Origin of the sequence: Pseudomonas bohemica (genome assembly GCF_002934685.1) — a bacterium.
Taxonomy (GTDB): Bacteria; Pseudomonadota; Gammaproteobacteria; order Pseudomonadales; family Pseudomonadaceae; genus Aquipseudomonas; species Aquipseudomonas bohemica.
Window position 1 is genome coordinate 7,762 of record NZ_NKHL01000103.1, and the last position, 25,146, is coordinate 32,907.

Below are 25,146 nucleotides of genomic sequence, written 5' to 3' on the forward strand. Positions count from 1 at the left end.
CGGGCCAATGGAAACGACGACGATCTCGGTCGCAACGCCCTTCTCTTTCAGGCGTACGGCTTCTTCCACGGCGATTTCGCAGAAGGGGTTCATCGACATTTTTACGTTAGCGAGATCGACGCCGGAGTTGTCCGCTTTGACGCGAACCTTGACGTTGTAGTCGACCACTCGTTTGACAGCTACAAGAACCTTCATGGATTCCTCGTTACTCTCCGGTGAAAAGAAGTCGCCAGGCCAAGCCTGGCGATGGGTACACGTCAGTGTAAAGAACACCTTTGAAAACAGCGTATTCGTCGTTGCCTAACGGTGAGTTCAGCAAAAAACAACCGCGCTCCCGTTCCAGGCCAAGTCATACGCAGGCCATGCGTGTAAACTGCTCCCCGCCTGCCGATTCCGGGGGATGAAGCAGGTCTGCTGCACGGCACTCGCGTCGTTTTCAGAGGGGTTCTCCTACCAACGGTCAGCCTACGGCGAGCGTAAAACCGCCCGTATCTTGACCGGAACGCCTAGTGCGGTCAATACGACAAAAACGCCAGTCACAAGCCGTCTCCCTATGTTTTATCAGGGTTTCAGCTGATTCAAACAAACGTTTGTATTGGACCTGCAAGGTGGTGTAGATATAATGCGCCCCTTTAAGATGACGCCCGGATGACAACCGTTCCGCGTGTCGGTTTTCAGCTACTTATAAAAAAATACCGTTGAGCCTTGATCAGGAGATAGCCAGTGGAACGCGAATTTATGGAATTCGACGTCGTCATCGTCGGAGCCGGCCCCGCCGGGCTGTCCGCCGCATGCCGTCTGAAACAGAAGGCCGCCGAAGCTGGCCAGGAAATCAGCGTCTGCGTGGTGGAAAAAGGCTCTGAAGTTGGCGCTCATATTCTCTCAGGCGCGGTGTTCGAACCGCGTGCCCTGAACGAGCTGTTTCCTGACTGGAAAGAATTGGGCGCCCCGCTGAACACGCCGGTCAAAGGCGATGACATTTATGTGCTGACCAGCGCCGAAGCCGGCACCAAAGTGCCTGGTGCGTTCGTGCCCAGGACCATGCACAACGAAGGCAACTACATAATTTCCCTTGGTAATCTGTGCCGCTGGCTGGCGCAGCAGGCCGAGAACCTGGGCGTAGAAATTTATCCGGGTTTCGCCGCTCAGGAAGCGCTGATCGACGAAAGCGGCGTGGTCCGCGGGATCATCACCGGTGATCTGGGCGTCGATCGCGAAGGTAATCCGAAAGAGGGCCTGTACACCCCTGGCATGGAACTGCGCGGCAAGTACACACTGTTCGCCGAAGGTTGCCGCGGCCATATCGGCAAGCAACTGATCAAACGCTTCAATCTGGACAGCGAAGCCGATGCCCAGCATTACGGTATCGGCCTCAAGGAGATCTGGGAAGTCGATCCGGCCAAGCATCAGCAAGGCCTGGTGGTGCACACCGCCGGCTGGCCGCTGGACGTGATGGGCACCGAGAACACCGGCGGGTCCTTCCTTTATCACCTGGAAAACAATCAGGTGGTGGTCGGCCTGATCGTCGATCTGTCCTATGCCAACCCATTCCTGTCGCCATTCGACGAATTCCAGCGCCTCAAGCATCACCCGATCCTCAAGCAGTATCTGGAAGGAGGCAAGCGCGTAAGCTACGGTGCGCGCGCGATCGCCAAGGGCGGCCTGAACTCGCTGCCGAAGATGGTCTTCCCGGGCGGCGCGCTGATCGGTTGCGATTTGGGCACCCTCAACTTCGCCAAGATCAAGGGCAGCCACACGGCCATGAAGTCCGGCATGCTGGCGGCAGAGTCGGTGGCTGACGCGCTGTTCGCCGGCAACGAAGGCGGCGATGCACTGAACGGCTACGTCGATGCATTCAAGGGCAGTTGGCTGCATGAAGAGCTTTTCGCCAGCCGTAACTTCGGCGCGGCGATTCACAAGTTTGGTCCGATCCTGGGTGGCGCCTTCAACTTCATCGACCAGAACCTGTTCGGCGGCAAGATCCCCTTCACCCTGCACGACAACAAGCCTGACTATGCGTGCATGAAGCTGGCGGCCGATTCCAAGCGGATCGACTACCCGAAACCGGACGGCAAGCTGAGCTTCGACAAACTGAGTTCGGTGTTCATCTCCGGCACCAACCACGAAGAAGAGCAGCCTTGCCACCTGAAGTTGAAGGATCCGAGCATCCCGATCAACGTCAACCTGCCCAAATACGACGAGCCTGCGCAACGTTACTGCCCAGCTGGCGTGTACGAGGTGGTGACGCAGGAAGACGGCGCCAAACGATTCCAGATCAACGCGCAGAACTGCGTGCATTGCAAGACCTGCGACATCAAGGATCCGTCGCAGAACATTACCTGGGTAACGCCTGAGGGTGCGGGCGGGCCGACTTACCCGAATATGTAAAAACGCCGCAGCGCGTTGTAATCTGCAAGCTGCGAGAAAGGCGCCGATCAAGGCGCCTTTCTTGTTTTAAGCCGAAATCCTCAGCCGCTCTCCTTCTTCTCCCGGATTACGCTCGAAGTAGCGCTTGTACTCACGGCTGAACTGCGATGTGCTCTGATACCCGACTTTGTGCGCCACCTGGGCCACGCCCATGCCTTCTCCGATCAGCATCTGCTGAGCCTTGAGCAGCCGCAGGCGCTTGAGGTACTGCACTGGCGACAGCATCGTGCTGCGTTTGAAATGCTCGTGAAAGGTCGATGCGCTCATGTTGGCGCAACGGGCAAGGTCGTCGACACTCAGCGCTTCGCTGTAATGATCGCGCAGATGTTGTAACGCCGCGCCGATACGCGCGAAATGCCCCTGTTGCTCGACCAGCGCCCGCAGCACACCCGACTGGGGGCCGCGCAGCGCCGCATACAAGACCTCTCTCACCCTTGCCGGGCCCATCACCTGGGCATCCAGCGGGTCGTGCAGGCAATGCAGCAGACGCTCGACGCTCTCGCGCATCGATGCATCCAGTTCGGCCGAGCTCATGGATTCCGGGGTCTGCGCCCGCACCGTGACATCCCGCGCCTGCCCCATGGCCTGGACCAACTCACTCAGCACCGTGCGGTCGATCATCACCGCCACCCCGTACATGGGCTCCTCTTGCGTGGCGAAGGTCTCGCACATGAACGGCACCGACAGCGCCTGCACCAGATAATGACCGGCGCCGTATTCCAGGGTCCGCGACCCCAGGCGCGCCAGTTTGCTGCCCTGGGCAAGAATCACCAGGCTCGGCTCGTAGATCTGCGGGCTGCTGGCGACGTAGTAGTCCCAGGACATCGCCTGCACACCCGGGACACGCGTGTCGACGAAGCCGGGACGTGAGGCTAGCGGCTTGATCAGGGAAACCAGCGTGGCATTGGCGTCGGAGTGAAGGGTCAGAGACATGGGCAACCGGACAGAGGATTAGACACTGCCATCATCGCAGATCTGCGGCACAACGCAGCCACCGGAAAGGCATTTCCGGAGGATTAGGCATGACACGCGGAGGAATGGTCATGGCAGCAAAAGCCCTTGCTGCGCAGAATGCACGGCCTCAACTGTCATCGTTTCTGCGAGGTTTCACATGTACACAGCTATCGGTTATGCCGCCCAATCGGCCACTGCGCCCCTCGCCCCCATGACCTTCAACCGCCGCAGTCCGCGCCCGGACGACGTGGCCATCGACATCCTCTACTGCGGCGTCTGCCACTCAGACATTCACCAGGCACGCAACGAATGGGGTATCGCCGTTTATCCGTTGATGCCGGGCCACGAGATCGTAGGCAAGGTCACCGAAGTCGGCGCCAACGTCACCAGGCACAAAGTCGGTGATCTGGTCGGCGTCGGCTGCATGGTCGACTCTTGCCGTCATTGCGAAGCCTGCGCCGCGGACCTCGAGCAGTACTGCCTGGAAGGCCCGACCCTGACTTATGCCACCCCGGACCGCATCGACGGCACCAACACCATGGGCGGCTACTCCAGCAGCATCGTGGTCAGCGAGCACTTCGTGGTGCGCATTCCCGAGAAGCTGGACCTGGCCGCCGCCGCACCGATTCTCTGCGCCGGCATCACTACCTATTCCCCACTCAAACACTACGGCGTGAAAGCTGGCGACAAGGTGGGCGTACTGGGTATGGGCGGTCTGGGCCATATGGGTATCAAGTTCGCTAAGGCCATGGGGGCTGAAGTCACGTTGTTCACCCGCTCGGCGAGCAAGGCGGAAGAAGCCCGTCGTCAGGGCGCCGATCACGTGATCGTATCCACCGACGCCGATCAGATGAAGGCCGCGGCCGGTCACTTCGACTTCCTGCTCGACACCATTCCGGTGCAGCACGACCTCAACCCCTACCTGGAAACCCTGCGCTTCGACGGCGTGCACATTCTGGTGGGTTTGATCGAACCGGTTGATCCGGCGCTGCATGCAGCCAATCTGGTGATGAAACGCCGCGTCCTGGCAGGTTCCTTGATCGGTGGCATCGCGGAAACTCAGGAAGTGCTGGATTTCTGCGCCGAACACAACATCAGCTGTGACATCGAGATGCTTGATATCAAGAACATCAACGAAGCGTACAGCCGCATGATCGCGGGGGATGTGAAGTATCGTTTCGTGATCGATATGGCGACGTTGAAGGCGTAACCACTCTCTGCAGGAGCACGCTTGCCCGCGATAGCGTCGTGTCAGACAGCCTTTTGCTGCAGACAGATCGCAATTGCGGGCAAGCGTGCTCCTACAAGGTAAAGTGCGTCTTACCCACCCAACTCCGCCGACAGCCGCGCCGCAGTCTCCTTGATCACCGGCACCAGCTCGGCCATCTTTTCCAGCGGCATGTATGGCACCGTACTGGCGATGCTGATCCCGGCGACGATGTGTTTGCCGGCATCACGAATCGGCGCCGCCACGCAACGAATCGACGGTTCGTTGTCCTCCAGATCGAACGCATACCCGCCTTTCACATACTCGTGCATGCGCTCGCGCACCTGCTCCCAGGTCTGCTCCTGATGGGCTGGCCAGAGCGGGTTCCTCGTCAATTGCGGCACACTGACGTCATACAGCTTTCGCCACTCGCTTTCCGGGCTGTCCAGCAGCAGCGCCTTGCCAATGCCGGTACGTGCCAGCGGCATGCGATGGCCCACCCTCGAACGCATTTCCGGGCCGTTGCGGCCAGGGTTTTTGTGCAGGTACAACACTTCATCGCCATCGCGCACCGCCAGATGCACGGTGTCGCCGGTCAGTGCCGACAACTCATCGAGAAATGGCCGGGCCAGCATCGCCAGCGGCAGCTCTTCGCGTGCCTGAAAACCCAGTTCGATCAGCTTGGGCCCCAACAGATAGCCCACTTGCGGCAGCACCCGCAGATAGCGTTCTTCGACCAGACAGCTGGCGAGCCGATGGGTCGTGCTGCGCGTGGTGCCGATCAAGCGGGCGATTTCCTTGAGATCGCGGGCACCGCTGGCGACCGCCTGCACCACACCCAGGCCACGCAGCAGGGTTTGGGTGCCAGTGGGTGCGGCGTCCTTGCCAGGCATGCTCCCGTGGCCTTTCAGGTCGGGAGCGTCTTTGAGGTCGGAAGTGTCTTGCATATCACGCCTTATCGAATCAGAAGCTGGCGGCATTATCGTCGCCAGCTGTTTTCGGTGCCAAGGGTTACAGCTCGATCCGCTCGACTTTGCCCACCAACAGGATGTAGGACAGCGCCCCAAGCAGGGCCAGCACGGCGATGTAGGTAATCGCCGGGGCGAAGGATTGCCCGGAAGCAAGGAAGCCGATGACGATGGGCGTGGCGATGGCGGCCAGGTTGCCGATCAGGTTGAAGGTGCCACCGGTCAGGCCCAGCAGGCGGGCCGGCGCCAGTGTCGACACCAACGACCAGGTAATCGACGCAAGGCCGTTGCCGAAGAACGCCAGCGCCAGAAAGGCGATCACCAGCGGGGTGGATTCGACGTAGTTGGCACCGATGATCGAGGTCGAAATCAACAGCCCGGCAATGATCGGCAGCTTTCGCGCGAAGCCTACCGTGTAGCCGCGACGAATCAGCCAGTCCGAGAAAAAGCCTGAACAAAGCACGCCGACAAAGGCCGCCAAAAAAGGCAGAGAGGCCAGCAGACCGGACTTGATGAAATCCATGCCGCGATACTTGACCAGATACGTCGGGAACCAGGTGAGAAAGAACCACAGGGTCGAATTCAGACAGAACTGGCCCAGATAGATGCCCCACAGCTTGCGCTTGCTGAGCACGATGCCCAGATCCTGCCAACTAAACCCACCCTTGTCTTTCGCCGTATCGGTCTGAATGTCCACCAGACCGCCGCCTTCGCTGATCAGGTCGATTTCGCCCTGGTTCACGCCTCTGAAATCACGCGGCTCGCGATAGACCATGTACCAGATCACCGCCCAGAGGACGCCCAAGCCCCCGGTCGCGACGAATACCATGTGCCAGCCGAAAGTCGCCTGAAGCCAGGCCAGTACGGGGGTGAGGAAGGCCAGCCCGACGAACTGCCCGGAGGTGTAGAAACCGACCGCGGTGGCGCGCTCCTTTTCCGGGAACCAGGCGGTGACCACTCGACTGTTGATCGGGTAAGCCGGCGCTTCCAGCGCGCCAACGGCCATGCGCAGAATGAACAGCCCTATGAAACTGCCGACGAAGCCGAGAAAGACGGTTGCCACCGACCACAGCGCCAGCGCCACGGTGTAGAGGATGCGCGGCGGCACCCGGTCAACCAGCCAGCCACCGGGCAATTGCATGGCAGCGTAGGTCCAGCCGAATGCGGAGAACACCAGGCCGACGTGGACCGGATCGATGCCCAGTTCGCTGGTCAGGGCCGGAGCGGCGATTGAGAGGTTGCTGCGGTCAAGGTAGTTGATGACCACGGTGATGAACAGCAGCACCATGATGAAGAAGCGTTTGCGGGTCGGCGTCGCGGCGATCGCCCGCGCCTGCGGCAAGGTCTGTGTGCGCATGGGGAGTGCCTCTTTTTATGGTTGTCTGAGGTCTGTAATTTTTTTGCCGTTGATCGTTCCCACGCTCTGCGTGGAAATGCCATGAATGACGCTGTGCGTCACAAGGGACACAGAGCGTCTGGAACTGCATTCCCACGCAAAGCGTGGGAACGATCAACGATCGCGTCAGGGAGAACTGATCACCACTCGGCAAAACTGCCATCGGCATGACGCCAGATCGGGTTGCGCCAGCGATGACCGATGGCCGCGCGCTCCTTGACGTATTCCTCGTTGATCTCGATTCCCAGCCCCGGACCGTTGGGGATTTTCACCATGCCTTTGTCGTAGTCGAAAACTCCAGGGTTCTTGATGTAGTCGAGCAGGTCGTTGCTCTCGTTGTAGTGAATCCCCAGGCTCTGCTCCTGAATGAACGCGTTGTAGCAGGCCGCATCCAGTTGCAGGCACGCCGCCAGCGCGATCGGCCCCAGCGGGCAATGCAGAGCAAGCGCCACGTCGTAGGCTTCGGCCATGTTGGCGATCTTGCGCGTCTCGGTGATACCCCCCGCGTGGGAAGCGTCCGGCTGGATGATGTCGACATAACCTTCGCTTAACACACGCTTGAAGTCCCAGCGCGAGAAAAGACGTTCGCCCAGCGCAATCGGCGTACTGGTCAGCGGCGCCAGTTCCTTGAGCGCTTCGTAGTTCTCGCTGAGCACCGGCTCTTCGATGAACATCAGCTTGTACGGGTCCAGCTCCTTCATCAGCACCTTGGCCATGGGCTTGTGCACCCGACCATGGAAATCCACACCAATGCCGACGTTGGGGCCCACCGCATCACGCACGGCGGCGACGTTAGCCAGAGCCAAGTCGACCTTTTCGAAGGTGTCGAGGAATTGCAGCTCTTCGGTGCCGTTCATCTTCACCGCCGTAAAACCACGCTCGACAGCTTCCCTGGCAGCACGCGCGGTGTCAGCCGGCCGGTCGCCGCCGATCCATGAGTACACACGAATTTTGTCACGCACCTGGCCGCCCAGCAGATCACTGACCGAAACCCCCAGTGCCTTGCCCTTGATGTCCCACAACGCCTGGTCGATACCCGCCAGGGCGCTCATGTGGATAGCCCCGCCACGGTAGAAACCGCCACGATAGAGCACGGTCCAGATGTCCTCGATGTTGCGTGGGTCTTTTCCGATCAGATAGTCGGACAGTTCTTCAACGGCAGCGGCGACCGTGTGCGCACGGCCCTCGACCACTGGCTCACCCCAACCGGTAACGCCCTGGTCGGTTTCGACCTTGAGGAAGCACCAGCGCGGCGGAACGATGAAGGTCGTGAGTTTGGTGATTTTCATCTCATATCTCTCTTATTCGAGGATGCTTGTTCGAAGACGCGTATTCAAAAACAGTTGCCAGCAACGGCGCGCCATGGGCGGCTCGACAAAATCAGGCTATTTGCTGCTCGCGGGACGGGACTGATTCCACGCGGCGACATAGGCCTTGGCCCGTTCAGCCACGTCGTCGGCGCTCATGCCGGGTTTGAACAGGCCCGAGCCCAGACCGAAACCACGCACCCCTGCATCGAGGAAGACCTGCATGTTGTCCGGCGTGATGCCACCCACAGGCAGCAACACGGTGTCGGCAGGCAACACCGCCAGCCATGCCTTTACCACGGCCGGTCCCATCTGCTCGGCGGGGAACATCTTCAGTACGTCGGCGCCATTGGCCAGCGCGGCGAAGGCTTCTGTCGGCGTCGCCACGCCGGGTGACAGCAGCAAGCCTTCGGACTTGGCGGCACGCAGCACTTCAGGATCACTGTGAGGCATGACGATGACCTGCCCGCCCGCCTCTTTCACATGGCGTACTTGTTCCGTGGTTAGCACAGTGCCAGCACCGATCAGGCAATCGGCGGGCAGACTCTGACGCAACAAACGGATGCTGTCGTACGGTTGCGGGGAATTGAGCGGCACTTCGATGACGCGAAAACCGGCGGTGTACAGAACATCACCGATTGCCGGGGCTTCTTCGGGGCGCAGTCCGCGCAGAATTGCGACCAGGCCGTTTTGCGCGAGGGCTTGTTTGAGCATTTCAGTTCTCGACATGAAGGGGCCGGACACCGGCCGTAGAAGGGGATGCGATCAGACCGGCCTGCACAGCGACTTGCCACAGGCCACGCTCCGTGGCGTGCTCGGCGAAGGTCACCTGCGCAAAGCCGTTGGCGTCCAGCGCGCGCTGATAGCGCTCGAGCAGCGGGCCGCTGCCGATCAGAATCACTGCTGGCAGAGAGGCTTCGGTCTGGTTCAGCAATTGGCTTAGGGCCACAATCTCATGGCCGATCAGCAGGCCGGATAGATAGTCGGCCTGCTGGGCACCGTTGAGCACGCCGGTCAGGCCCAGGGTCCGCGTACTGAAGATGGTCGACAGCGGGCCGGTGGCGCCTTCAGGCGAATGCGCAACGCCGACCCCACGATCGAACGCTGCGCAATCGAACGTGTCGCTGCGCTGCATCGTGCGGCCGAGAATGGTGTGGCCGGACAGCGCGGCGTACACCTCGCCGGTCATGAACGTATCGAAATGCACGATCCGCCCGTCCACCGCCCTCACCCACTTCGAATGACTGCCGGGCAGACCGATTAGCAGCGGTTTGTCGGTTTCACTGGCGGACAGCGAACTGAGGACGCCCAGGACTTGAGTCTCTTCGCCGCGCATGACGTTGGGCAGCTCCGAGCGCTGCAACACGCCGGGCACGATGTGGATATTGACCCCGCGCGCACTGCGCACTGTCACGAGTGCGTTGCTGAGCGCGCCGACGCTGGCGGGCGTCTGCTGATACACCGCTTCGCGCCAGCCCTGCGCACTGCCTACCATGCCACACGCAACGACCGGCAGATTCGGTTGAGCGTCGAGCCAGTCGCCACAGGCCTCATCGAAAGCCAGTTCGAACCCGTCCGAGCACATCTGTCCGGCAATGGGCCTTGCCGTCGTCGGCAGTTGCATGATGCCCGCACCAAGCGAGCGTTGTTCCAGTACCCGGCCTTGTTCGCCGAGTCGATAAGCACGAAGGGATGTCGTTCCCCAATCGAGCGCGATCAATTGCGCCTGCATGGCTTCACCTGATTGTTATTAATGAGTGAATGCGAGACGAACTATAAACCTGAAAGCAGAATCATCTCAATATGTAATTTAACTGCTCATATATTGGGATTTATGTAAATTATTCGACGAACGTGTCTGCGCACTGGTGAATCGTCGGTGGCACCTGCGTAAACGTCTGGGGCATACTCGCGGCAGAGCGTTTCCAGGTCACTTTTGGCTGGCAAGCGTCGCCGCAGGCAAGGCGTGCTGTTACAGGTGTTTTGCCCCGCCATAGCCCGGCTCCTGAACGACCCGCCACGCGCCACCACCCCTCATCAGCCCTCCGTGCCGAAGGTGGTAACTTCCCCGCAATTCTCCCTGCCCGCCCTCGGGTTCGGACCGGTGTGGCCTGCGCACCGCAATACTGCCATTCCATCAACACTCATCTGCAAAAGGACCTTTGAGATGAAGCGATTCCTCGTGCTCGACAGCTTCCGCGGCCTTTGTGCCCTGGCCCTGATCGTTCATCACTCGCACATCGAGCGCAGCATCACCGAGCTGACGTTCTTTCGGAACGCGAGCCAGTTCGCGGGCTTCTTCTTCGCATTGAGCGGGTTTCTGATTTACCGGCGCTACTGCGACCATATCCAGTCGCCACGGCAGTTGCGCGAGTTCGTGGTCAATCGCGCCTGCCGCGTGATGCCATTGCATGTGGCTGTACTGCTGTTCTTCATCGGCTTCGAATGCCTGAAGCTGGGGCTGGAACGCTACGGGCTGTCATTGAACTACCCAGCGTTCAGCGGCGACCGTGCGCCTGGGGAGATTCTGCCCAACCTGCTGCTGATTCAGGCCTGGTGGCCGGGTTTCAACGCGCTGTCGTTCAACTACCCATCCTGGCTCATCAGCGTGCAGTTCTACATCTGGGGGCTGTTCGCGCTGATCCTGTTCACCGTCCCAAGTCTTGCACGCAAACTTTTCTCGCTTCTGTGTGTGCTCGCTTTCGTGGGGCTGTACCAGGATTTCAATCTGATCCCGCGCAATGTGTTGTGGGGCGTTTCCTGCTTTTTCGCTGGCGCGATCACTTATCGGATTTATGCACGTTTGTGGGGTTCGATGCCGGGGCCAATCATTGCTACGCTGCTGGAGGTAGCCGTGCTGGGAGGCATTTACTGGGTGATGACCGAAGGCGAGCAACAGCTGACCATCGAATTAGGGTTGCTGTTCTGTGTCGCGATTCTGGTCTTTTCGCAAGAAGCGGGGCTCGTTTCGCAGGTGTTGCGTTTGCGAGCGTTTCCGGCGCTGGGGCAGCTATGGCTGTCGATTTACCTGACCCATGCGGCGGTGATCTTCGTCCTGGGGACCGCGCTGACGGTGGCGGCGAAATTCAGCGGTTACCCGTTGCTGGTAGACAAGGCTGGCGAGACGAGCGGGACAGTGGTGCGCTATCTGAGCTCAGGCAGCGCGCTGAATGACAACCTGCTGCTGCTGTTAGTCGTTGTGGCCGTGCTGGTGGTGTCCATGCTGACCCACCGTTATATCGAGACGCCAGCGATTCGGTATGGCGAGCATTGGAAACGTGGCACCCTGCTGCGCCGCCGCAAGGATGATCCACCGCCGGAGCGGGTTTGAGTCGCCGGAATCATGCCCACCGACGACGGAGTGCCAAACATTCCAAAAACCCATAAAAAACCGCCCTAGACAGGCGGTTTTTTTATCTCTACCGAAAAACGCTGAATCAGCGCTCCAGCAAAATCCGCAACATGCGACGCAACGGCTCGGCCGCGCCCCACAACAGTTGGTCGCCGACCGTAAACGCTCCCAGATACTGCGAGCCCATATTCAGCTTACGCAAGCGACCCACCGGAATATTCAACGTTCCGGTCACCGACGTCGGGCTCAGCTCCTGAATACTCGCCTCACGGTTATTCGGCACCAGCTTCACCCAGGGGTTGTGCTGACTGATCATCCCCTCGATATCGGCAATCGGCACATCCTTGTTCAGCTTGATGGTCAGCGCCTGGCTGTGGCAACGCATGGCGCCGATGCGCACGCAGATACCATCCACCGGAATCGGACGATTGAAGCGACCGAGAATCTTGTTAGTCTCCGCCTGCCCTTTCCACTCCTCGCGGCTCTGACCGTTCGGCAGCTCCTTGTCGATCCACGGGATCAGGCTGCCCGCCAACGGCACACCAAAGTTCTCGGTCGGGAAGCTGTTGCTGCGCATGGCTTCGGCGACTTTGCGGTCGATGTCCAGGATCGCACTGGCAGGGTTGGCAAGATCGTCAGCGACCGACGCGTTGATGGCGCCCATCTGCTTGATCAGCTCACGCATGTTCTGCGCACCGGCACCGGAGGCCGCCTGATACGTCATGACGTTCATCCACTCCACCAGACCGGCCTCGAACAGACCGCCCAGGCCCATCAACATCAAGCTGACGGTGCAATTGCCGCCGATGAAGTTCCTGGTGCCGCTGTCCAGTTGCTGGTCGATAACCTTGCGGTTGACCGGATCCAGAACGATCACTGCATCGTCCTGCATGCGCAGGGAAGAGGCCGCGTCGATCCAGTAACCCTGCCAGCCCGCTTCACGCAGCTTGGGGAACACCTCGTTGGTGTAGTCGCCGCCCTGGCAGGTCAGCACCACGTCCAGGGTCTTGAGCTCGTCGATGCTGTAGGCATCTTTCAACGGCGCAATATCCTTGCCCACCGACGGACCTTGTCCGCCGACGTTGGAGGTGGTGAAAAAAACCGGCTCAATGAGATCGAAATCCTGCTCTTCCAGCATGCGCTGCATGAGCACGGAACCAACCATACCGCGCCAACCGACCAGACCTACACGTTTCATCGCAACTACACCTTAATTAAAAGTGGGGCCCCTTACCGCAGAGAGCTTTTCGACTCGATCTTGCAGCAGTGGGCCCGAGATATTACAGATTGCGCAGCGCGGCGACTACGGCGTCACCCATTTCTTGCGTACCGACCTTGGCATTACCGTCGGACCAGATATCACCGGTGCGCAGGCCCTGATCCAGAACCAGGCTTACGGCCTTCTCGATGGCGTCCGCTGCAGCGTGCTGATTGAAGCTGTAACGCAGCATCATCGACACCGACAGGATGGTCGCCAGCGGGTTGGCAACGCCTTTGCCGGCGATGTCCGGCGCCGAACCGTGACAAGGCTCGTACATGCCCTTGTTGTTCGAATCCAGCGACGCCGACGGCAGCATGCCGATGGAGCCGGTGAGCATCGACGCTTCGTCGGACAGGATGTCGCCGAACATGTTGTCGGTAACCACTACGTCGAACTGCTTCGGCGCGCGGACCAGTTGCATGGCGGCGTTGTCCACGTACATGTGGCTCAGCTCGACGTCCGGATAGTCCTTGGCCACTTGCTCGACCACTTCGCGCCACAACTGGCTGGAAGCCAGCACGTTGGCCTTGTCCACCGAACACAGCTTCTTGCCACGTACGCGTGCCATGTCGAAACCGACGCGGGCAATACGGCGGATCTCGCTCTCGCTGTACGGCAGGGTATCGTAAGACTGGCGCTCGCCGTTTTCCAGCTCGCGGGTACCCCGCGGCGCGCCGAAGTAGATACCGCCGGTCAGCTCGCGAACAATGAGGATGTCCAGGCCAGCGACGATCTCAAGCTTGAGGCTCGAGGCATCGGCCAATTGCGGGTAGAGAATCGCCGGACGCAGATTGGCGAACAGACCCAGTTGTGAACGGATTTTCAGCAGACCGCGTTCAGGACGGATGTCACGCTCGATGGCATCCCATTTCGGGCCGCCCACTGCGCCCAGCAGCACCGCGTCGGCGGCACGGGCGCGTGCCAGCGTTTCGTCGGCCAGTGGCACGCCATGCTTGTCGATGGCCGCGCCACCGATGACGTCATGGCTCAATTCGAAACCCAGCTGATATTTCTCGTTGGCCAGCTCCAGCACCTTGACCGCCTCGGTCATGATTTCCGGACCGATGCCATCACCTGGGAGAATCAGAATCTGCTTGCTCATAAAACCCTCGTTTCAATATGTGCATCGGCGCTGCAGGAGCGTCGATTGAAAAAGCGGGTGCTGAAATGACCGCCCACGCAATCATCAACACCGAGAGACCTGTGGGAGTGAGTTCGCTCACGCAGGAGAAGTCAGCCGCCGGGGATGTGGCGGCTGTGCCTGCCTCTTCGTCAGCAAGCTGACTCCCATAGAGACCGCGTGTTTGCCACACGCGGACATATCAATCACACGTCGCGAAAAAGCCATGGCTGACTGGCGCGGTGCTTGCTCTCGAACGCGGCAATCGCATCGCCGTCCACCAGGGTCAGGCCGATGTCATCCAGACCGTTGAGCAGGCAGTGCTTGCGGAAAGCGTCGATCTCGAAGGTGTAGACCTTGCCGTTTTCACCGGTCACGGTCTGCGCCTCGAGGTCCACTTTCAACTGGTAGCCGGGCTTGGCTTCAACCGCCTTGAACAGCTCGTCGACTTCACTTTCGCTGAGGATGATGGGCAGCAGGCCGTTCTTGAAGCTGTTGTTGAAAAAGATGTCGGCATAGCTCGGCGCGATGATGCTGCGAAAACCGTACTCTTCCAGCGCCCAGGGCGCGTGCTCACGGCTCGAACCGCAGCCGAAGTTTTCGCGAGCCAACAACACGCTGGCACCTTGATAACGCTCGTGGTTGAGCACGAAATCAGGGTTCAACGGGCGCTTGGAGTTGTCCTGATACGGCTGCCCGACATCCAAATAACGCCATTCGTCGAACAGATTCGGACCGAAACCGGTGCGACGGATCGACTTCAGAAACTGCTTGGGGATGATCTGGTCAGTGTCGACGTTGGCACGATCCAACGGGGCAACCAGACCTGAGTGTTGAGTAAAAGGCTTCATGCTGGGCTCCTTATTGCTGGCTCATGGTGCGGACGTCGATGAAACGGCCATTGACCGCCGCCGCCGCCGCCATCGCCGGGCTGACCAGGTGAGTACGACCACCGGCACCCTGACGGCCTTCGAAGTTTCGATTGGAGGTGGACGCGCAATGCTCGCCACTTTCCAGGCGGTCCGGGTTCATCGCCAGACACATGGAGCAGCCTGGCTCACGCCATTCGAAACCGGCTTCGATGAAGACTTTGTCCAGGCCTTCCTTCTCGGCCTGCGCCTTGACCAGGCCCGAGCCGGGGACAACGATCGCCTGCTTGATGGTCGAGGCGACCTTGCGGCCCTTGGCGATGTCTGCCGCAGCGCGCAGGTCTTCGATCCGCGAGTTGGTGCAGGAACCGATGAATACGCGATCCAGCTGAATGTCGGTGATCGCCTGATTGGCCTTCAGGCCCATGTACTTCAGCGCGCGCTCGATGGAGCCACGCTTGACCAGATCGGTTTCCTGCGCCGGGTCCGGCACATTCTGATCAACGGCCAGAACCATTTCCGGCGAAGTGCCCCAACTCACTTGCGGCTTGATCTGCGCGGCGTCGAGCTCGACTACCGTGTCGAACACCGCATCGTCGTCGGAAACCAGATCCTTCCACGCCTCGACCGCTGCGTCCCACTGCTCGGCTGTCGGTGCGAATGGGCGACCCTTGACGTAGGCAACGGTCTTCTCATCTGTAGCCACCAGACCGACGCGAGCGCCAGCCTCGATGGACATGTTGCAGATCGTCATGCGGCCTTCGACGGACAAGTCGCGAATGGCGCTGCCGGCAAACTCGATGGCATGGCCATTACCGCCAGCGGTGCCGATCTTGCCGATAATCGCCAACACGATGTCTTTCGCGGTGACGCCGAACGGCAGTTTGCCTTCGACTTTCACCAGCATGTTTTTCATTTTCTTGGCGACCAGGCACTGGGTGGCGAGCACATGCTCGACCTCGGAAGTGCCGATACCGTGAGCCAGGGCACCGAACGCGCCGTGGGTCGAGGTGTGGGAGTCGCCGCAGACCACGGTCATGCCCGGCAAGGTGGCGCCCTGCTCAGGGCCGATCACGTGGACGATGCCTTGACGCACATCGTTCATCTTGAATTCGGTGATGCCGTACTCGTCGCAGTTGTCGTCCAGGGTCTGGACCTGCAGACGCGATACCTGATCGACGATAGCGTCGACGCCGTCCTTGCGGTCCGGGGTGGTGGGTACGTTGTGGTCGGCGGTGGCGACGTTGGCATCGATGCGCCACGGTTTGCGGCCAGCCAGGCGCAGGCCTTCGAACGCTTGTGGCGAGGTCACTTCATGGATGATGTGACGATCGATGTAAAGCAGCGCAGAACCATCATCGCGCTGCTTGACCAAATGCGAATCCCAGAGCTTGTCGTAGAGCGTTTTGCCGGTCATCAGACGTTTTCCTCATCAGCTTGTTTCTATGCCCTGGGGTCATCGACATCATAGCGACATGTCAGCGATCCCCCGGCTCGTGGGAGGGATGCTACGAGACGTTGGCCAACCACTCAAATTCACTGTTTCACTGCATGTGACCATGAATCGTCGCAGCCCGCCCGTCCACTCCTGGCACCCTGATCAGCGTGTTCCATGTCGTGCTCAGCGTCATCACGACGACGCTGCAAAGACCCCTTGGCTTGTGGGGAAGATGCTATGGAATATGCTTAAATAACTCAAATTCATATTTTTCATGCTTTGGATAACCAACAGGAATTCGAGATGGATCTGGCGAACCTCAATGCCTTCATTGCCATTGCCGAGACCGGCAGCTTCTCGGCCGCCGGCGAGCGCCTGCACCTGACCCAGCCCGCGGTCAGCAAACGCATCGCGGGGCTGGAGCAACAACTCAATGTCCGCCTGTTCGATCGCCTGGGTCGGGAAGTCAGCCTGACCGAAGCCGGACGCGCCCTTCTGCCCCGCGCTTATCAGATTCTCAACGTGCTTGACGATACGCGCCGTGCACTGACCAACCTCACCGGAGAAGTCAGCGGTCGACTGAGCCTGGCGACCAGCCATCACATCGGCCTGCATCGCTTGCCTTCCTTATTAAGGACATTCACCCGCACCTATCCCAACGTCGCGCTGGACATCGAGTTTCTCGATTCGGAAGTGGCCTACGACGAAATCCTCCACGGACGCGCGGAGCTGGCGGTGATCACCCTGGCGCCCGAACCGCACGCGCTGGTCAAGGCCGTAACGGTCTGGGACGATCCCCTGGATTTCGTCGCGGCGCCTGAACACCCGCTGGCCAACACTGCCGATGTGAGCCTGGCTGATATCGCTGGTTATCCTGCGGTGTTTCCCGGCGGCAACACCTTCACTCACCACATCGTCAGCGACCTGTGCGAGGCCCAGGGGATCAAGCCGAACATCGCCATGAGCACCAATTACATGGAGACGATCAAGATGATGGTGTCCATCGGACTGGCATGGAGTGTGCTGCCAAGAACCATGCTCGATGAGCAGGTCAGGCGTATTCCGTTGCCGGGCATACAGCTGCGTCGCCAGCTAGGCTACATTGTCCACACGGAACGCACGCTATCGAACGCCGCAAGGGCCTTCATGGCGCTGCTGGATGCCCAGGCGGACATGGCCTGAGGTGATGCTCACTGATCGTCATACCGGCTTCACTTTCGAAGGCTCGTGATCACATGCCTACAATCGCCGACAGCGCGCTGCTTCAAATGACCGGTCTGGCCTTGACGGCAAAAGAGTCGGAGCAACACTTCGCCGCCCTTTTCAACCTCAGCCCCAACGTGGTGTTACTGACGCGCTTCGACGACGGTCTGATCTGCAACGCCAATCGGCATTTCGAGAGCACCTTCGGCTGGTCGATGGATGAGTGCATCGGCCGCACGACGCTGGAAATCGAGCTATGGGTCGATCCGCGACAACGGCAGACGGCGCTGGAACGAACGTTCTCCACCGTCGAGCCGGCCAGCCTCGAGAGCCAGTGGCAGGCGCGGGACGGACGCACCCGCGAAGGCACCCTTTACACTCAGAAAATCGAGCTGAGCGATGGCCATTACCTGCTCAGCACCTTCATCGACAACACCGAACACAAACGCGCCCAGCAAGCCCTCAGGGCCAGCGAAGAGAAGTTCGCCAAAGCGTTTCACTCAAGCCCGGACGCCATCATCATCACAGAAAAAGCCACCGGGCGTTACCTGGAGGTCAATGACGGCTTCTGCCGCCTGACCGGCTACAGCGCCAGCGAAGTGCTGGGGCGTACGGTATTCGAGTTCGTGATCATGGCCGACATCACCCAGCGCATCCGCCTGATTCAGGACGTTGAAGAGCACGGTGAAGTGCATAACCGCGAGCTGCTGGGACGCGGCAAGAATGGCGACATCATCACCGTTGACGTATCGATTGACCCGCTGGTGCTCGACGACACGGATTGTTTACTGATCACCGCCCGCGATATCGGCGTGCTAAAGCGCGCCCAGGCGCAGATTCAGCACCTGGCCTACCACGACTCCCTGACCAACCTGCCCAACCGTGCGCTGCTGATGGATCGCCTCAGTCAGCAGATCTCCCTGCTCAAGCGCCGTAACTTGCGCGGCGCCCTGTTGTTCCTCGATCTGGACCACTTCAAGCACATCAACGACTCGCTTGGGCATCCCGTGGGTGACAGCGTGCTGAAGATCATCACGGCACGGCTTGAGGTCAGCGTGCGACTGGAAGACACCGTGGCGCGCCTGGGGGGTGACGAATTCGTGGTTCTGATCAGCGGACTGGAAGGCACCCAGGCCGAGGTCATCGAGCAGGTGCGCACCCTGGCCGACACGCTGCGCGGGCTGCTGGCCGAACCGATGCTCCTTGACGGTCAGCGTCTGCAGGTCACGCCCAGCATCGGCGTGGCGCTGATTCCGGATCATGGCTCGACCCCCGCCGACCTGCTCAAACGCGCCGACATTGCCCTTTACAGGGCCAAGGATTCAGGGCGCAACGCCACGCAGATGTTTCACAGCACCATGCAACAGGCCGCCAGTGACCGTCTGCGAATGGAAAACGACCTGCGCCTGGCCCTGAGTCGCGGTGAATTCAGCCTCAGTTATCAGCCTCAGGTCGATACCCGCGGCAACCGGATCATTGGCGCCGAAGCCCTGCTGCGCTGGCAGCACCCGAGCCTTGGCAGCCTGCCGCCCCAACACTTCATTCAGGTCATGGAAGAAAGCGGGATGATCCTGGAGGTGGGTAACTGGATTCTCGAGGAAGCCTGCAGGGCTGGCAGTCAGTTGCTGCGCAAAGGCATGATCGATGGCCAGGACTTCAGCCTGTGCGTAAACATCAGCCCCCGGCAGTTTCGTCAGACCGATTTCGTCGAGCGAGTCGAACGCTGCCTGCGAACCTGCGTGCTGCCCAATCGCATGCTCAAACTGGAAATCACCGAGGGCATCGTCATTCAGAACCTTGAAGACACCATCGCCAAGATGCTCGAGTTGAAACAGTTGGGCATCAGCTTTGCGATGGATGATTTCGGCACCGGTTATTCGTCGCTGACCTACCTCAAGCGCCTGCCGGTGGACGCGTTGAAAATCGACCAATCCTTCGTCCGCGACGCCACCAGCGACCCCAACGACGCCGAAATCGTCCGCGCCATCATTGCCATGGCCGCGAGCCTCAATCTGGCGATCATTGCCGAAGGCGTGGAAAAGCAGGAGCAGCTGGACTTTCTGGCGCAGCTCGATTGCCATTTCTATCAGGGGTTTCTGTTTAGCGAGCCGCTGCCGCTGGAGCGGTTCGAGGCGTTGCTGCGTGGGCGTGTGCACCCGTAGTGGCACAATGAGAAACAACAAAAAAGGCGTCCCGAGGGACGCCTTTTTCGTTAACGGCTACAGATCAATGTGCAAGCGTTTTCTGTCCGTTGATCTGAATGCGTTTTGGCTTGGCTTCTTCCGGCACCAGGCGCAGCAGGTCGATGTTCAGCAGACCGTTGGCCAGCGCGGCGTTCTGCACTTCGATGTGGTCGGCCAAACGGAACGACAGCTTGAAAGCACGCTGGGCAATGCCCTGATGCAGGAAGGTCACGCCTTCAGCGGCTTTTTCTTTTTCGCGTTTGCTACCGGTGACGGTCAACACTCCCTTCTCGACCTGCAGCTCGAGGTCTTCTTCCTGGAAACCCGCAGCCGCGATGACGATACGGTATTGATCGTCTGCGTGTTTCTCGACGTTGTAGGGAGGATAAGTGCTGGCCGACTCATTACGGGCCGCCGATTCGAACAGATCGTTGAAGCGGTCGAAGCCCACGGATGAACGGAAAAGTGGGGCCAGAGAAAATGCGTTAGTAGTCATGTGAATCTCCTGAAAAATCAGCAAGTGGTTGTCTCCGCGACCCGAGTTCGGCATCGCGTAATCCCTAGATAAGGACAGTCACTTCTGTTTCAAGAGTCGCTATGAAAATCTTTTCTCAGGCCGCTTCTGGCTGGCTGACACCGAGCATTTGACTGATCCGCTCGCAGTCTGTCTCGCGCCGCAGGCCATCGAACAGCACGGTGGCTTCAGGATAGCTTTTGGTCAACAGCACGACCCACTGCTTGAGCCGACCCGGCGCCTGGACCCGCGTCATCTTTGCCAGCGCCTGGAGCCAGAAGTGCCGAAGCAGCGGTTGCAGTTGCTGCCAAGTCATCTCGACAACCTCCCGCCCCGCCTTGGCTGCTGCGATCTGCCGCCCCAGGTCCGGTCGCGCCACCAGGCCACGGCCGATCATGATGTCACGGGCGCCGCAGATTTCGCGGCAGCGGCGCCAGTCATCGACCGTCCAGATCTCGCCATTGGCGATGATTGGAATCTTCACCACGTCCTGAATCCTGCCGATCCATTCCCAATGGGCAGGCGGTTTGTAGCCGTCGACCTTGGTTCGCGCGTGAACCACGATGTGCTCGGCGCCGCCCGCTTCCAGCGCCCGGGCGCAATCGAGCGCAGGTTCGGTGCTGTCGTAGCCCAGGCGCATCTTGGCGGTGACCGGAATGTGCGCAGGCACCGCCCGCCGTACATGGCTGAGAATCGAGTGCAGCAGTTCCGGCTCTTTAAGCAGCACTGCCCCACCCCGGGATTTGTTCACCGTCTTGGCTGGGCAACCAAAGTTCAGGTCAATCACCGGCGCACCCAATTCGGCGGCGAATGCAGCATTTTCAGCCAGACACACCGGATCGGAGCCCAGCAACTGCACACGCAACGGCACACCGGCGCGGGTCTTCGCGTCGGTGAGCAGTTCAGAGGCGAGCTTGTGGAAGTAGTGCTCGGGCAACAGACGCTCGGTCACCCGGATGAATTCGGTCACGCACCAATCGATGCCGCCAACCTGAGTCAGCACGTCGCGCAATATGTCGTCGACCAGACCTTCCATGGGCGCCAGGGCAATTTGCATGGATAACACTCGAAAAAAAGTTCGGCAGTTTACGCAGCGGGAACTGGATTGTGAACGGGCCGCGCGTCAAGAAACGGCCATCTGTAGCGCAGGTCGATAACCGTCGATGAACTCGGTCGGCATGCGTTTGGGCTTGCCGCTGGACAGTTCGATACAAACGAAGGTGGTTTGCGCGCGCAACAGCGTCATGCCGTCGCTTGGTCGCTTGAGCTGAAAGCGGCGGGTCATTTTCAAGCGCTGATCCCAATCGACGATCCAGGTCGCCAGTTGCAATTCGTCATCCTGATAGGCGCTGGCCAGATAGTCGATTTCGTGCCGGACCACCGCCATCGCCCGGTCGAGACGCCGATACTCGGTCAGGTCCAGTCCCAGGGTTTGCGAGTGACGCCACGCGCAACGCTCAAGCCAGGTGACATACACGGCGTTATTGGCGTGCCCCAACCCATCGATGTCGCCCTCGCCCACCCGCAGGTCGATGACAAACGGCGTTGCCAGATCCCAGACCATCCTCGCTCCTGTCCCTCATGAATGCATTCGCGGCGCAGTGTAACCAAAAGCGTCGAACGATGGCTTCGATCTGACCTGAACGCCTCACTGCATGGCCGACTTGGCAGCTCGCAATACCCGGTCCGACAGCTCGTTGGGGCCCAAGGCGCGGGCCAGCGCCAGGCCGCCGAGCATCAGCGCGATATCGGCCAGGGTTTTGTCGGTTTCCTCCGGGCTTGAAGCCAGTTGCGCGACCATCAGTTCGATGTGCTCGGACAAGGCGCCCCGGAAGTCATCCGATAAACGCGCCATTTCCCCGATCGCGGTGGGCAATGGGCAGGCGTGTTCTCCGGCGTCCCGGTGTTTGCGCGAAAGATAAAAGGCAGCGAGCAAGGCACGTCGCTCTTCGCCGGGCAGTCGATCGTCGATCTTCCCCACCATCTCGCGACGCTCGCCGAGCAACTGGCTGAAAGCCTCTAGCATCAGGGCTTCCTTGCTGTCGAAATGCGCGTAGAACCCGCCCACCGTCAAGCCAGCTGCGCCCATGATCTCGTTGACACTGGGCTCGACAGGACCGCGCGCAATCAGGGCTGCGCTGGCCGCGCCGAGGATGCGTTCGCGAGTTTGTGCTTTTTTGTCGTTCATGTCCGCCTCCCGGATGATGGCAGTAATATTATCTGCATCATCTGCGATGACAAGGGGAAGCACTCCTGACTCTACTGTCTTGCACGCACCGTGTGGGAGTGAGCTTGCTCACGAATGCGCAGGTTCAGCTGCTGGAGATGTGCCGATCTTGCGGACGTCTTCGTGAGCAAGCTCACTCCCACAGATCCGGGCGTCGCTTCACCGAATACCGTCCAACAGTGCTTAAGTCGAGAGATGGCCGCGGGTAACGGGCCTGAACGCCCAGCTCGAGGCGGGAAAAATAAAAGCCCAAAAAAACAAAAGGGCCATTCAATAATCGAATGACCCTTGGTCTCGCAGAGCGAGAAATCGTGGCGTCCCCTAGGGGACTCGAACCCCTGTTACCGCCGTGAAAGGGCGGTGTCCTAGGCCACTAGACGAAGGGGACGCAAACCTTCTGTCGAATCCGTCATTAACCTCTCGACGAATCCTGGCAAATTTGGTGGAGCTAAGCGGGATCGAACCGCTGACCTCCTGCATGCCATGCAGGCGCTCTCCCAGCTGAGCTATAGCCCCAGATTTAGCGCCTCGCGGCGGAGATCAACCTTGCGGCATCTCTCGGTGAAACTGGCGTCCCCTAGGGGACTCGAACCCCTGTTACCGCCGTGAAAGGGCGGTGTCCTAGGCCACTAGACGAAGGGGACGTAACCCTTTGTGTACCTGATCGGTGCTGGTTCCGACTTACGGTACAAACCTCAAAGCAGTGTAGCCAACCTTGAAGCTTCTAAATTGGTGGAGCTAAGCGGGATCGAACCGCTGACCTCCTGCATGCCATGCAGGCGCTCTCCCAGCTGAGCTATAGCCCCACATTACACTGTCACATCACCACTGCGTTGCCGCGGTGTTTCTGTGTTGCCGTGTGGACGGGGCGCATATTAAGTGCGACCCGAATACCTGTCAAACTTTTTTTAAACATATTTCAAAAGAATTTTCCGGGATAACAATCACTTACCGCCCTCCCCGGTTCTTTACCTGGGAAAGCCTCGGCATCGCCGGTCGCTGCAAGCTCCATCTACGCAACGCACAACGACCGGCCCTCACTCAGCCGATGGCAACGAGCAGCTTTTCCCACTCTTTGTTTTCTTTCTTCGATACGCCCCCCAGCAGGTCGAGCGCCTGACGCAGACGGTAGCGGGTCAGATCCGGGCCGAGGATTTCCATCGCGTCGGTCACCGAGACCGAGTTCGCCTGGCCCGTGATCGCGGCAAACATCAGTGGCATGGCGTCACGCAGCTTGAGCTGCAGGTGCTCGACCACTGTCTGAATGCAGCCGGTGATGCCGTTCTTTTCCCACTGACGCAGGGATTCGAGCTTCCACAGGATCAGCTGCATCACCTGACGCACCTGCTCCGGCGAAAGTTTTTTGTGCTCGAACAGTTTCACATCCGGGTTCACGCCACCGGCGAAGAAAAAACCGCCCAGGGGTGCGACCTGGCTGAAGGTTTCGACGCGGCCCTGTACGTGCGGCGCGATCTTCATCATGTAGTCGCTGTTGAACGCCCATTTCTGCACCCGCGCGGCAAATTCTTCGACCGGCAGTTCGCGCAGCCACTGACCGTTGAGCCAGGACAATTTCTCGATGTCGAAAATCGGGCCGCCCAGGGAGACGCGGTTGAGGTCGAAGTTGTCGACCATTTCCTGTAGCGAAAACTTCTCGCGCTCGTCCGGCATCGACCAGCCCATGCGGCCCAGGTAGTTGAGCATCGCTTCAGGCATGAAGCCCATGCGCTCGTAGAACGTCACCGAAGTCGGGTTCTTGCGCTTGGACAGCTTGCTCTTGTCCGGATTACGCAGCAGCGGCATGTAGCACAGTGCCGGCTTTTCCCAGCCGAAATACTCGTACAGCAGAATCAATTTCGGTGCCGACGGTAGCCATTCTTCGCCACGCAGCACATGGGTGATGCCCATCAGGTGGTCGTCGACGACGTTGGCCAGGAAGTAGGTCGGCAGGCCGTCGGTCTTCATCAGTACCTGCATGTCCATGCGGTCCCATGGGATTTCGACTTCGCCACGCAAAATGTCCGGAACCACGCACACGCCTTCGCTTGGCACCTTCATGCGGATCACATGAGGCTCACCCGCAGCCAGGCGACGTTCGACTTCTTCCTTGGAAAGTAGCAGCGCGCGGCCGTCGTAGCGCGGGGTTTCGCCACGGGCCATCTGCTCGGCGCGCATCTGGTCCAACTCTTCGGCGGTGCAGAAGCACGGGAAGGCGTGGCCGGCGTCGACCAACTGCTGGGTGTACTTCTTATAGATGTCACCGCGCTCGCTCTGACGATACGGGCCGTGCGGGCCGCCGACGTCCGGGCCTTCGCTCCACTCGATGCCGAGCCAGCGCAGTGCGTCGAAAATCTGTTGTTCGGACTCGCGCGTCGAGCGCAGCTGATCGGTGTCTTCAATGCGCAGGATGAATTCGCCGCCGTGCTGCTTGGCAAAGCAGTAGTTGAAGAGTGCGATATAAGCCGTGCCAACGTGGGGGTCGCCGGTAGGCGATGGCGCGATGCGGGTACGAACGGTGGTCATGGAAAATTCCAAATAGGTCGAACAAGCCGCGAATCTTAACAGGCGCAGCCCTCGCGGCTCCAGCATCGCGACCGGGCATGGCGCAGATTAGCGCGAAGGGCAATGCAGCATCGTTAGCCCACAGCATTACGCTAAAAATGAATACGCAGTTATCAGTTCCAGTCATTTTTGCAACGATGGCTAGGTTCCAGACCTGG

20 protein-coding genes, 4 tRNA genes and 1 pseudogene are annotated in these 25,146 nt (G+C 59.8%); 5 read left to right on the forward strand and 20 right to left on the reverse strand.

Annotation, left to right across the window (positions count from 1 at the left end; all coding sequences use genetic code 11):
• Positions 1–195, reverse strand: a 195-nt coding sequence (locus CE491_RS11020) for an electron transfer flavoprotein subunit beta/FixA family protein (protein ID WP_407681339.1), incomplete at its 3' end; no start/stop codon positions are given.
• Between the two features lie 528 nt (positions 196–723).
• On the opposite strand from CE491_RS11020, the gene CE491_RS11025 reads away from it, so the two are divergent.
• The gene (locus CE491_RS11025; protein ID WP_110948385.1) at positions 724–2,388 is read left to right on the forward strand and encodes an electron transfer flavoprotein-ubiquinone oxidoreductase; all 1,665 of its coding nucleotides are present in this window, start codon (positions 724–726) and stop codon (positions 2,386–2,388) included.
• 66 nt (positions 2,389–2,454) lie between these two features.
• On the opposite strand, the gene CE491_RS11030 is transcribed toward CE491_RS11025, so the two are convergent.
• Positions 2,455–3,360, reverse strand: coding sequence for an AraC family transcriptional regulator (locus tag CE491_RS11030; protein WP_110948386.1), 906 nt, complete (start codon positions 3,358–3,360; stop codon positions 2,455–2,457).
• Between the two features lie 178 nt (positions 3,361–3,538).
• On the opposite strand from CE491_RS11030, the gene CE491_RS11035 reads away from it, so the two are divergent.
• Positions 3,539–4,591 (forward strand): NAD(P)-dependent alcohol dehydrogenase, encoded by a 1,053-nt coding sequence (locus tag CE491_RS11035; protein ID WP_110948387.1) that lies wholly within the window; start codon positions 3,539–3,541, stop codon positions 4,589–4,591.
• Positions 4,592–4,701: 110 nt separating this feature from the next.
• Here CE491_RS11035 and CE491_RS11040 read toward each other — a convergent pair whose 3' ends face one another.
• The 5 genes from CE491_RS11040 to CE491_RS11065 form a co-directional block, all read right to left on the reverse strand.
• On the reverse strand, positions 4,702–5,481 hold the full coding sequence (locus CE491_RS11040) for an IclR family transcriptional regulator (RefSeq protein ID WP_110948457.1): 780 nt from the start codon (positions 5,479–5,481) through the stop codon (positions 4,702–4,704).
• A 118-nt stretch (positions 5,482–5,599) separates the two neighbouring features.
• Positions 5,600–6,913: an MFS transporter gene (locus CE491_RS11045; protein WP_110948388.1), complete on the reverse strand. Its 1,314-nt coding sequence runs from the start codon at positions 6,911–6,913 to the stop codon at positions 5,600–5,602.
• Between the two features lie 179 nt (positions 6,914–7,092).
• Positions 7,093–8,241, reverse strand: a complete 1,149-nt coding sequence (dgoD, locus tag CE491_RS11055) for a galactonate dehydratase (protein WP_110948390.1) — start codon at positions 8,239–8,241, stop codon at positions 7,093–7,095.
• A 96-nt stretch (positions 8,242–8,337) separates the two neighbouring features.
• Entirely contained in the window at positions 8,338–8,973 is a 636-nt protein-coding gene (locus CE491_RS11060) for a 2-dehydro-3-deoxy-6-phosphogalactonate aldolase (RefSeq protein ID WP_110948391.1), read from the reverse strand.
• Between the two features lies 1 nt (position 8,974).
• Positions 8,975–9,991 (reverse strand): 2-dehydro-3-deoxygalactonokinase, encoded by a 1,017-nt coding sequence (locus CE491_RS11065; protein ID WP_110948392.1) that lies wholly within the window; start codon positions 9,989–9,991, stop codon positions 8,975–8,977.
• 435 nt (positions 9,992–10,426) lie between these two features.
• Between CE491_RS11065 and CE491_RS11070 the strand changes: the two genes are divergently transcribed.
• Complete coding sequence (locus tag CE491_RS11070; RefSeq protein WP_110948393.1) at positions 10,427–11,590, forward strand: acyltransferase family protein; 1,164 nt, start codon at positions 10,427–10,429, stop codon at positions 11,588–11,590.
• A gap of 106 nt (positions 11,591–11,696) precedes the next feature.
• Here CE491_RS11070 and asd read toward each other — a convergent pair whose 3' ends face one another.
• The 4 genes from asd to leuC all read right to left on the reverse strand — a co-directional run bounded on the left by asd (position 11,697) and on the right by leuC (position 16,278).
• Positions 11,697–12,809, reverse strand: coding sequence for an aspartate-semialdehyde dehydrogenase (gene asd / locus CE491_RS11075; RefSeq protein ID WP_110948394.1), 1,113 nt, complete (start codon positions 12,807–12,809; stop codon positions 11,697–11,699).
• Between the two features lie 82 nt (positions 12,810–12,891).
• The gene (gene leuB / locus CE491_RS11080; protein ID WP_110948395.1) at positions 12,892–13,974 is read right to left on the reverse strand and encodes a 3-isopropylmalate dehydrogenase; all 1,083 of its coding nucleotides are present in this window, start codon (positions 13,972–13,974) and stop codon (positions 12,892–12,894) included.
• 224 nt (positions 13,975–14,198) lie between these two features.
• Positions 14,199–14,843, reverse strand: coding sequence for a 3-isopropylmalate dehydratase small subunit (leuD, locus tag CE491_RS11085; protein ID WP_110948396.1), 645 nt, complete (start codon positions 14,841–14,843; stop codon positions 14,199–14,201).
• Positions 14,844–14,853: 10 nt separating this feature from the next.
• The gene (gene leuC, locus CE491_RS11090; RefSeq protein ID WP_110948397.1) at positions 14,854–16,278 is read right to left on the reverse strand and encodes a 3-isopropylmalate dehydratase large subunit; all 1,425 of its coding nucleotides are present in this window, start codon (positions 16,276–16,278) and stop codon (positions 14,854–14,856) included.
• Positions 16,279–16,602: 324 nt separating this feature from the next.
• Between leuC and CE491_RS11095 the strand changes: the two genes are divergently transcribed.
• Both CE491_RS11095 and CE491_RS11100 read left to right on the forward strand, forming a co-directional pair.
• Positions 16,603–17,481 (forward strand): LysR family transcriptional regulator, encoded by an 879-nt coding sequence (locus CE491_RS11095; RefSeq protein WP_110948398.1) that lies wholly within the window; start codon positions 16,603–16,605, stop codon positions 17,479–17,481.
• Positions 17,482–17,582: 101 nt separating this feature from the next.
• Positions 17,583–19,664: pseudogene (locus tag CE491_RS11100) on the forward strand (putative bifunctional diguanylate cyclase/phosphodiesterase); the annotation flags it as partial.
• Between the two features lie 64 nt (positions 19,665–19,728).
• Here CE491_RS11100 and CE491_RS11105 read toward each other — a convergent pair.
• From CE491_RS11105 to gltX, 9 genes are all read right to left on the reverse strand, one after another.
• Positions 19,729–20,181, reverse strand: a complete 453-nt coding sequence (locus tag CE491_RS11105; RefSeq protein WP_110948458.1) for an Hsp20 family protein — start codon at positions 20,179–20,181, stop codon at positions 19,729–19,731.
• A gap of 115 nt (positions 20,182–20,296) precedes the next feature.
• On the reverse strand, positions 20,297–21,256 hold the full coding sequence (locus CE491_RS11110) for a tRNA dihydrouridine synthase (protein WP_110948400.1): 960 nt from the start codon (positions 21,254–21,256) through the stop codon (positions 20,297–20,299).
• Positions 21,257–21,322: 66 nt separating this feature from the next.
• A complete protein-coding gene (locus CE491_RS11115) occupies positions 21,323–21,763 on the reverse strand; it encodes an acyl-CoA thioesterase (RefSeq protein WP_110948401.1) in 441 nt (146 codons plus the stop codon).
• An 84-nt stretch (positions 21,764–21,847) separates the two neighbouring features.
• Positions 21,848–22,387: a TetR/AcrR family transcriptional regulator gene (locus tag CE491_RS11120; protein ID WP_110948402.1), complete on the reverse strand. Its 540-nt coding sequence runs from the start codon at positions 22,385–22,387 to the stop codon at positions 21,848–21,850.
• Positions 22,388–22,738: 351 nt separating this feature from the next.
• Positions 22,739–22,814 (reverse strand) — tRNA-Glu (locus tag CE491_RS11125).
• A gap of 52 nt (positions 22,815–22,866) precedes the next feature.
• A tRNA-Ala gene (locus CE491_RS11130) sits at positions 22,867–22,942 on the reverse strand.
• A 52-nt stretch (positions 22,943–22,994) separates the two neighbouring features.
• Positions 22,995–23,070, reverse strand: a tRNA-Glu gene (locus tag CE491_RS11135).
• 86 nt (positions 23,071–23,156) lie between these two features.
• Positions 23,157–23,232 (reverse strand) — tRNA-Ala (locus CE491_RS11140).
• 235 nt (positions 23,233–23,467) lie between these two features.
• Entirely contained in the window at positions 23,468–24,949 is a 1,482-nt protein-coding gene (gltX, locus tag CE491_RS11145) for a glutamate--tRNA ligase (protein WP_110948403.1), read from the reverse strand.
• Between the last annotated feature and the right edge of the window lie 197 nt (positions 24,950–25,146).

What these genes read in the sequence shown, in the direction of transcription:
- CE491_RS11030 (WP_110948386.1), bottom strand. Translation starts at nt 3,360, where the DNA reads ATGTCTCTGACCCTTCACTCCGACGCCAATGCCACGCTGGTTTCCCTG.
- CE491_RS11120 (WP_110948402.1), bottom strand. Translation starts at nt 22,387, where the DNA reads ATGAACGACAAAAAAGCACAAACTCGCGAACGCATCCTCGGCGCGGCC.
- leuD (WP_110948396.1), bottom strand. Translation starts at nt 14,843, where the DNA reads ATGAAGCCTTTTACTCAACACTCAGGTCTGGTTGCCCCGTTGGATCGT.
- leuB (WP_110948395.1), bottom strand. Translation starts at nt 13,974, where the DNA reads ATGAGCAAGCAGATTCTGATTCTCCCAGGTGATGGCATCGGTCCGGAA.
- leuC (WP_110948397.1), bottom strand. Translation starts at nt 16,278, where the DNA reads ATGACCGGCAAAACGCTCTACGACAAGCTCTGGGATTCGCATTTGGTC.
- CE491_RS11040 (WP_110948457.1), bottom strand. Translation starts at nt 5,481, where the DNA reads ATGCCTGGCAAGGACGCCGCACCCACTGGCACCCAAACCCTGCTGCGT.
- CE491_RS11110 (WP_110948400.1), bottom strand. Translation starts at nt 21,256, where the DNA reads ATGCAAATTGCCCTGGCGCCCATGGAAGGTCTGGTCGACGACATATTG.
- gltX (WP_110948403.1), bottom strand. Translation starts at nt 24,949, where the DNA reads ATGACCACCGTTCGTACCCGCATCGCGCCATCGCCTACCGGCGACCCC.
- CE491_RS11065 (WP_110948392.1), bottom strand. Translation starts at nt 9,991, where the DNA reads ATGCAGGCGCAATTGATCGCGCTCGATTGGGGAACGACATCCCTTCGT.
- CE491_RS11035 (WP_110948387.1), top strand. Translation starts at nt 3,539, where the DNA reads ATGTACACAGCTATCGGTTATGCCGCCCAATCGGCCACTGCGCCCCTC.
- CE491_RS11105 (WP_110948458.1), bottom strand. Translation starts at nt 20,181, where the DNA reads ATGACTACTAACGCATTTTCTCTGGCCCCACTTTTCCGTTCATCCGTG.
- dgoD (WP_110948390.1), bottom strand. Translation starts at nt 8,241, where the DNA reads ATGAAAATCACCAAACTCACGACCTTCATCGTTCCGCCGCGCTGGTGC.
- asd (WP_110948394.1), bottom strand. Translation starts at nt 12,809, where the DNA reads ATGAAACGTGTAGGTCTGGTCGGTTGGCGCGGTATGGTTGGTTCCGTG.
- CE491_RS11115 (WP_110948401.1), bottom strand. Translation starts at nt 21,763, where the DNA reads ATGGTCTGGGATCTGGCAACGCCGTTTGTCATCGACCTGCGGGTGGGC.
- CE491_RS11070 (WP_110948393.1), top strand. Translation starts at nt 10,427, where the DNA reads ATGAAGCGATTCCTCGTGCTCGACAGCTTCCGCGGCCTTTGTGCCCTG.
- CE491_RS11095 (WP_110948398.1), top strand. Translation starts at nt 16,603, where the DNA reads ATGGATCTGGCGAACCTCAATGCCTTCATTGCCATTGCCGAGACCGGC.
- CE491_RS11045 (WP_110948388.1), bottom strand. Translation starts at nt 6,913, where the DNA reads ATGCGCACACAGACCTTGCCGCAGGCGCGGGCGATCGCCGCGACGCCG.
- CE491_RS11060 (WP_110948391.1), bottom strand. Translation starts at nt 8,973, where the DNA reads ATGCTCAAACAAGCCCTCGCGCAAAACGGCCTGGTCGCAATTCTGCGC.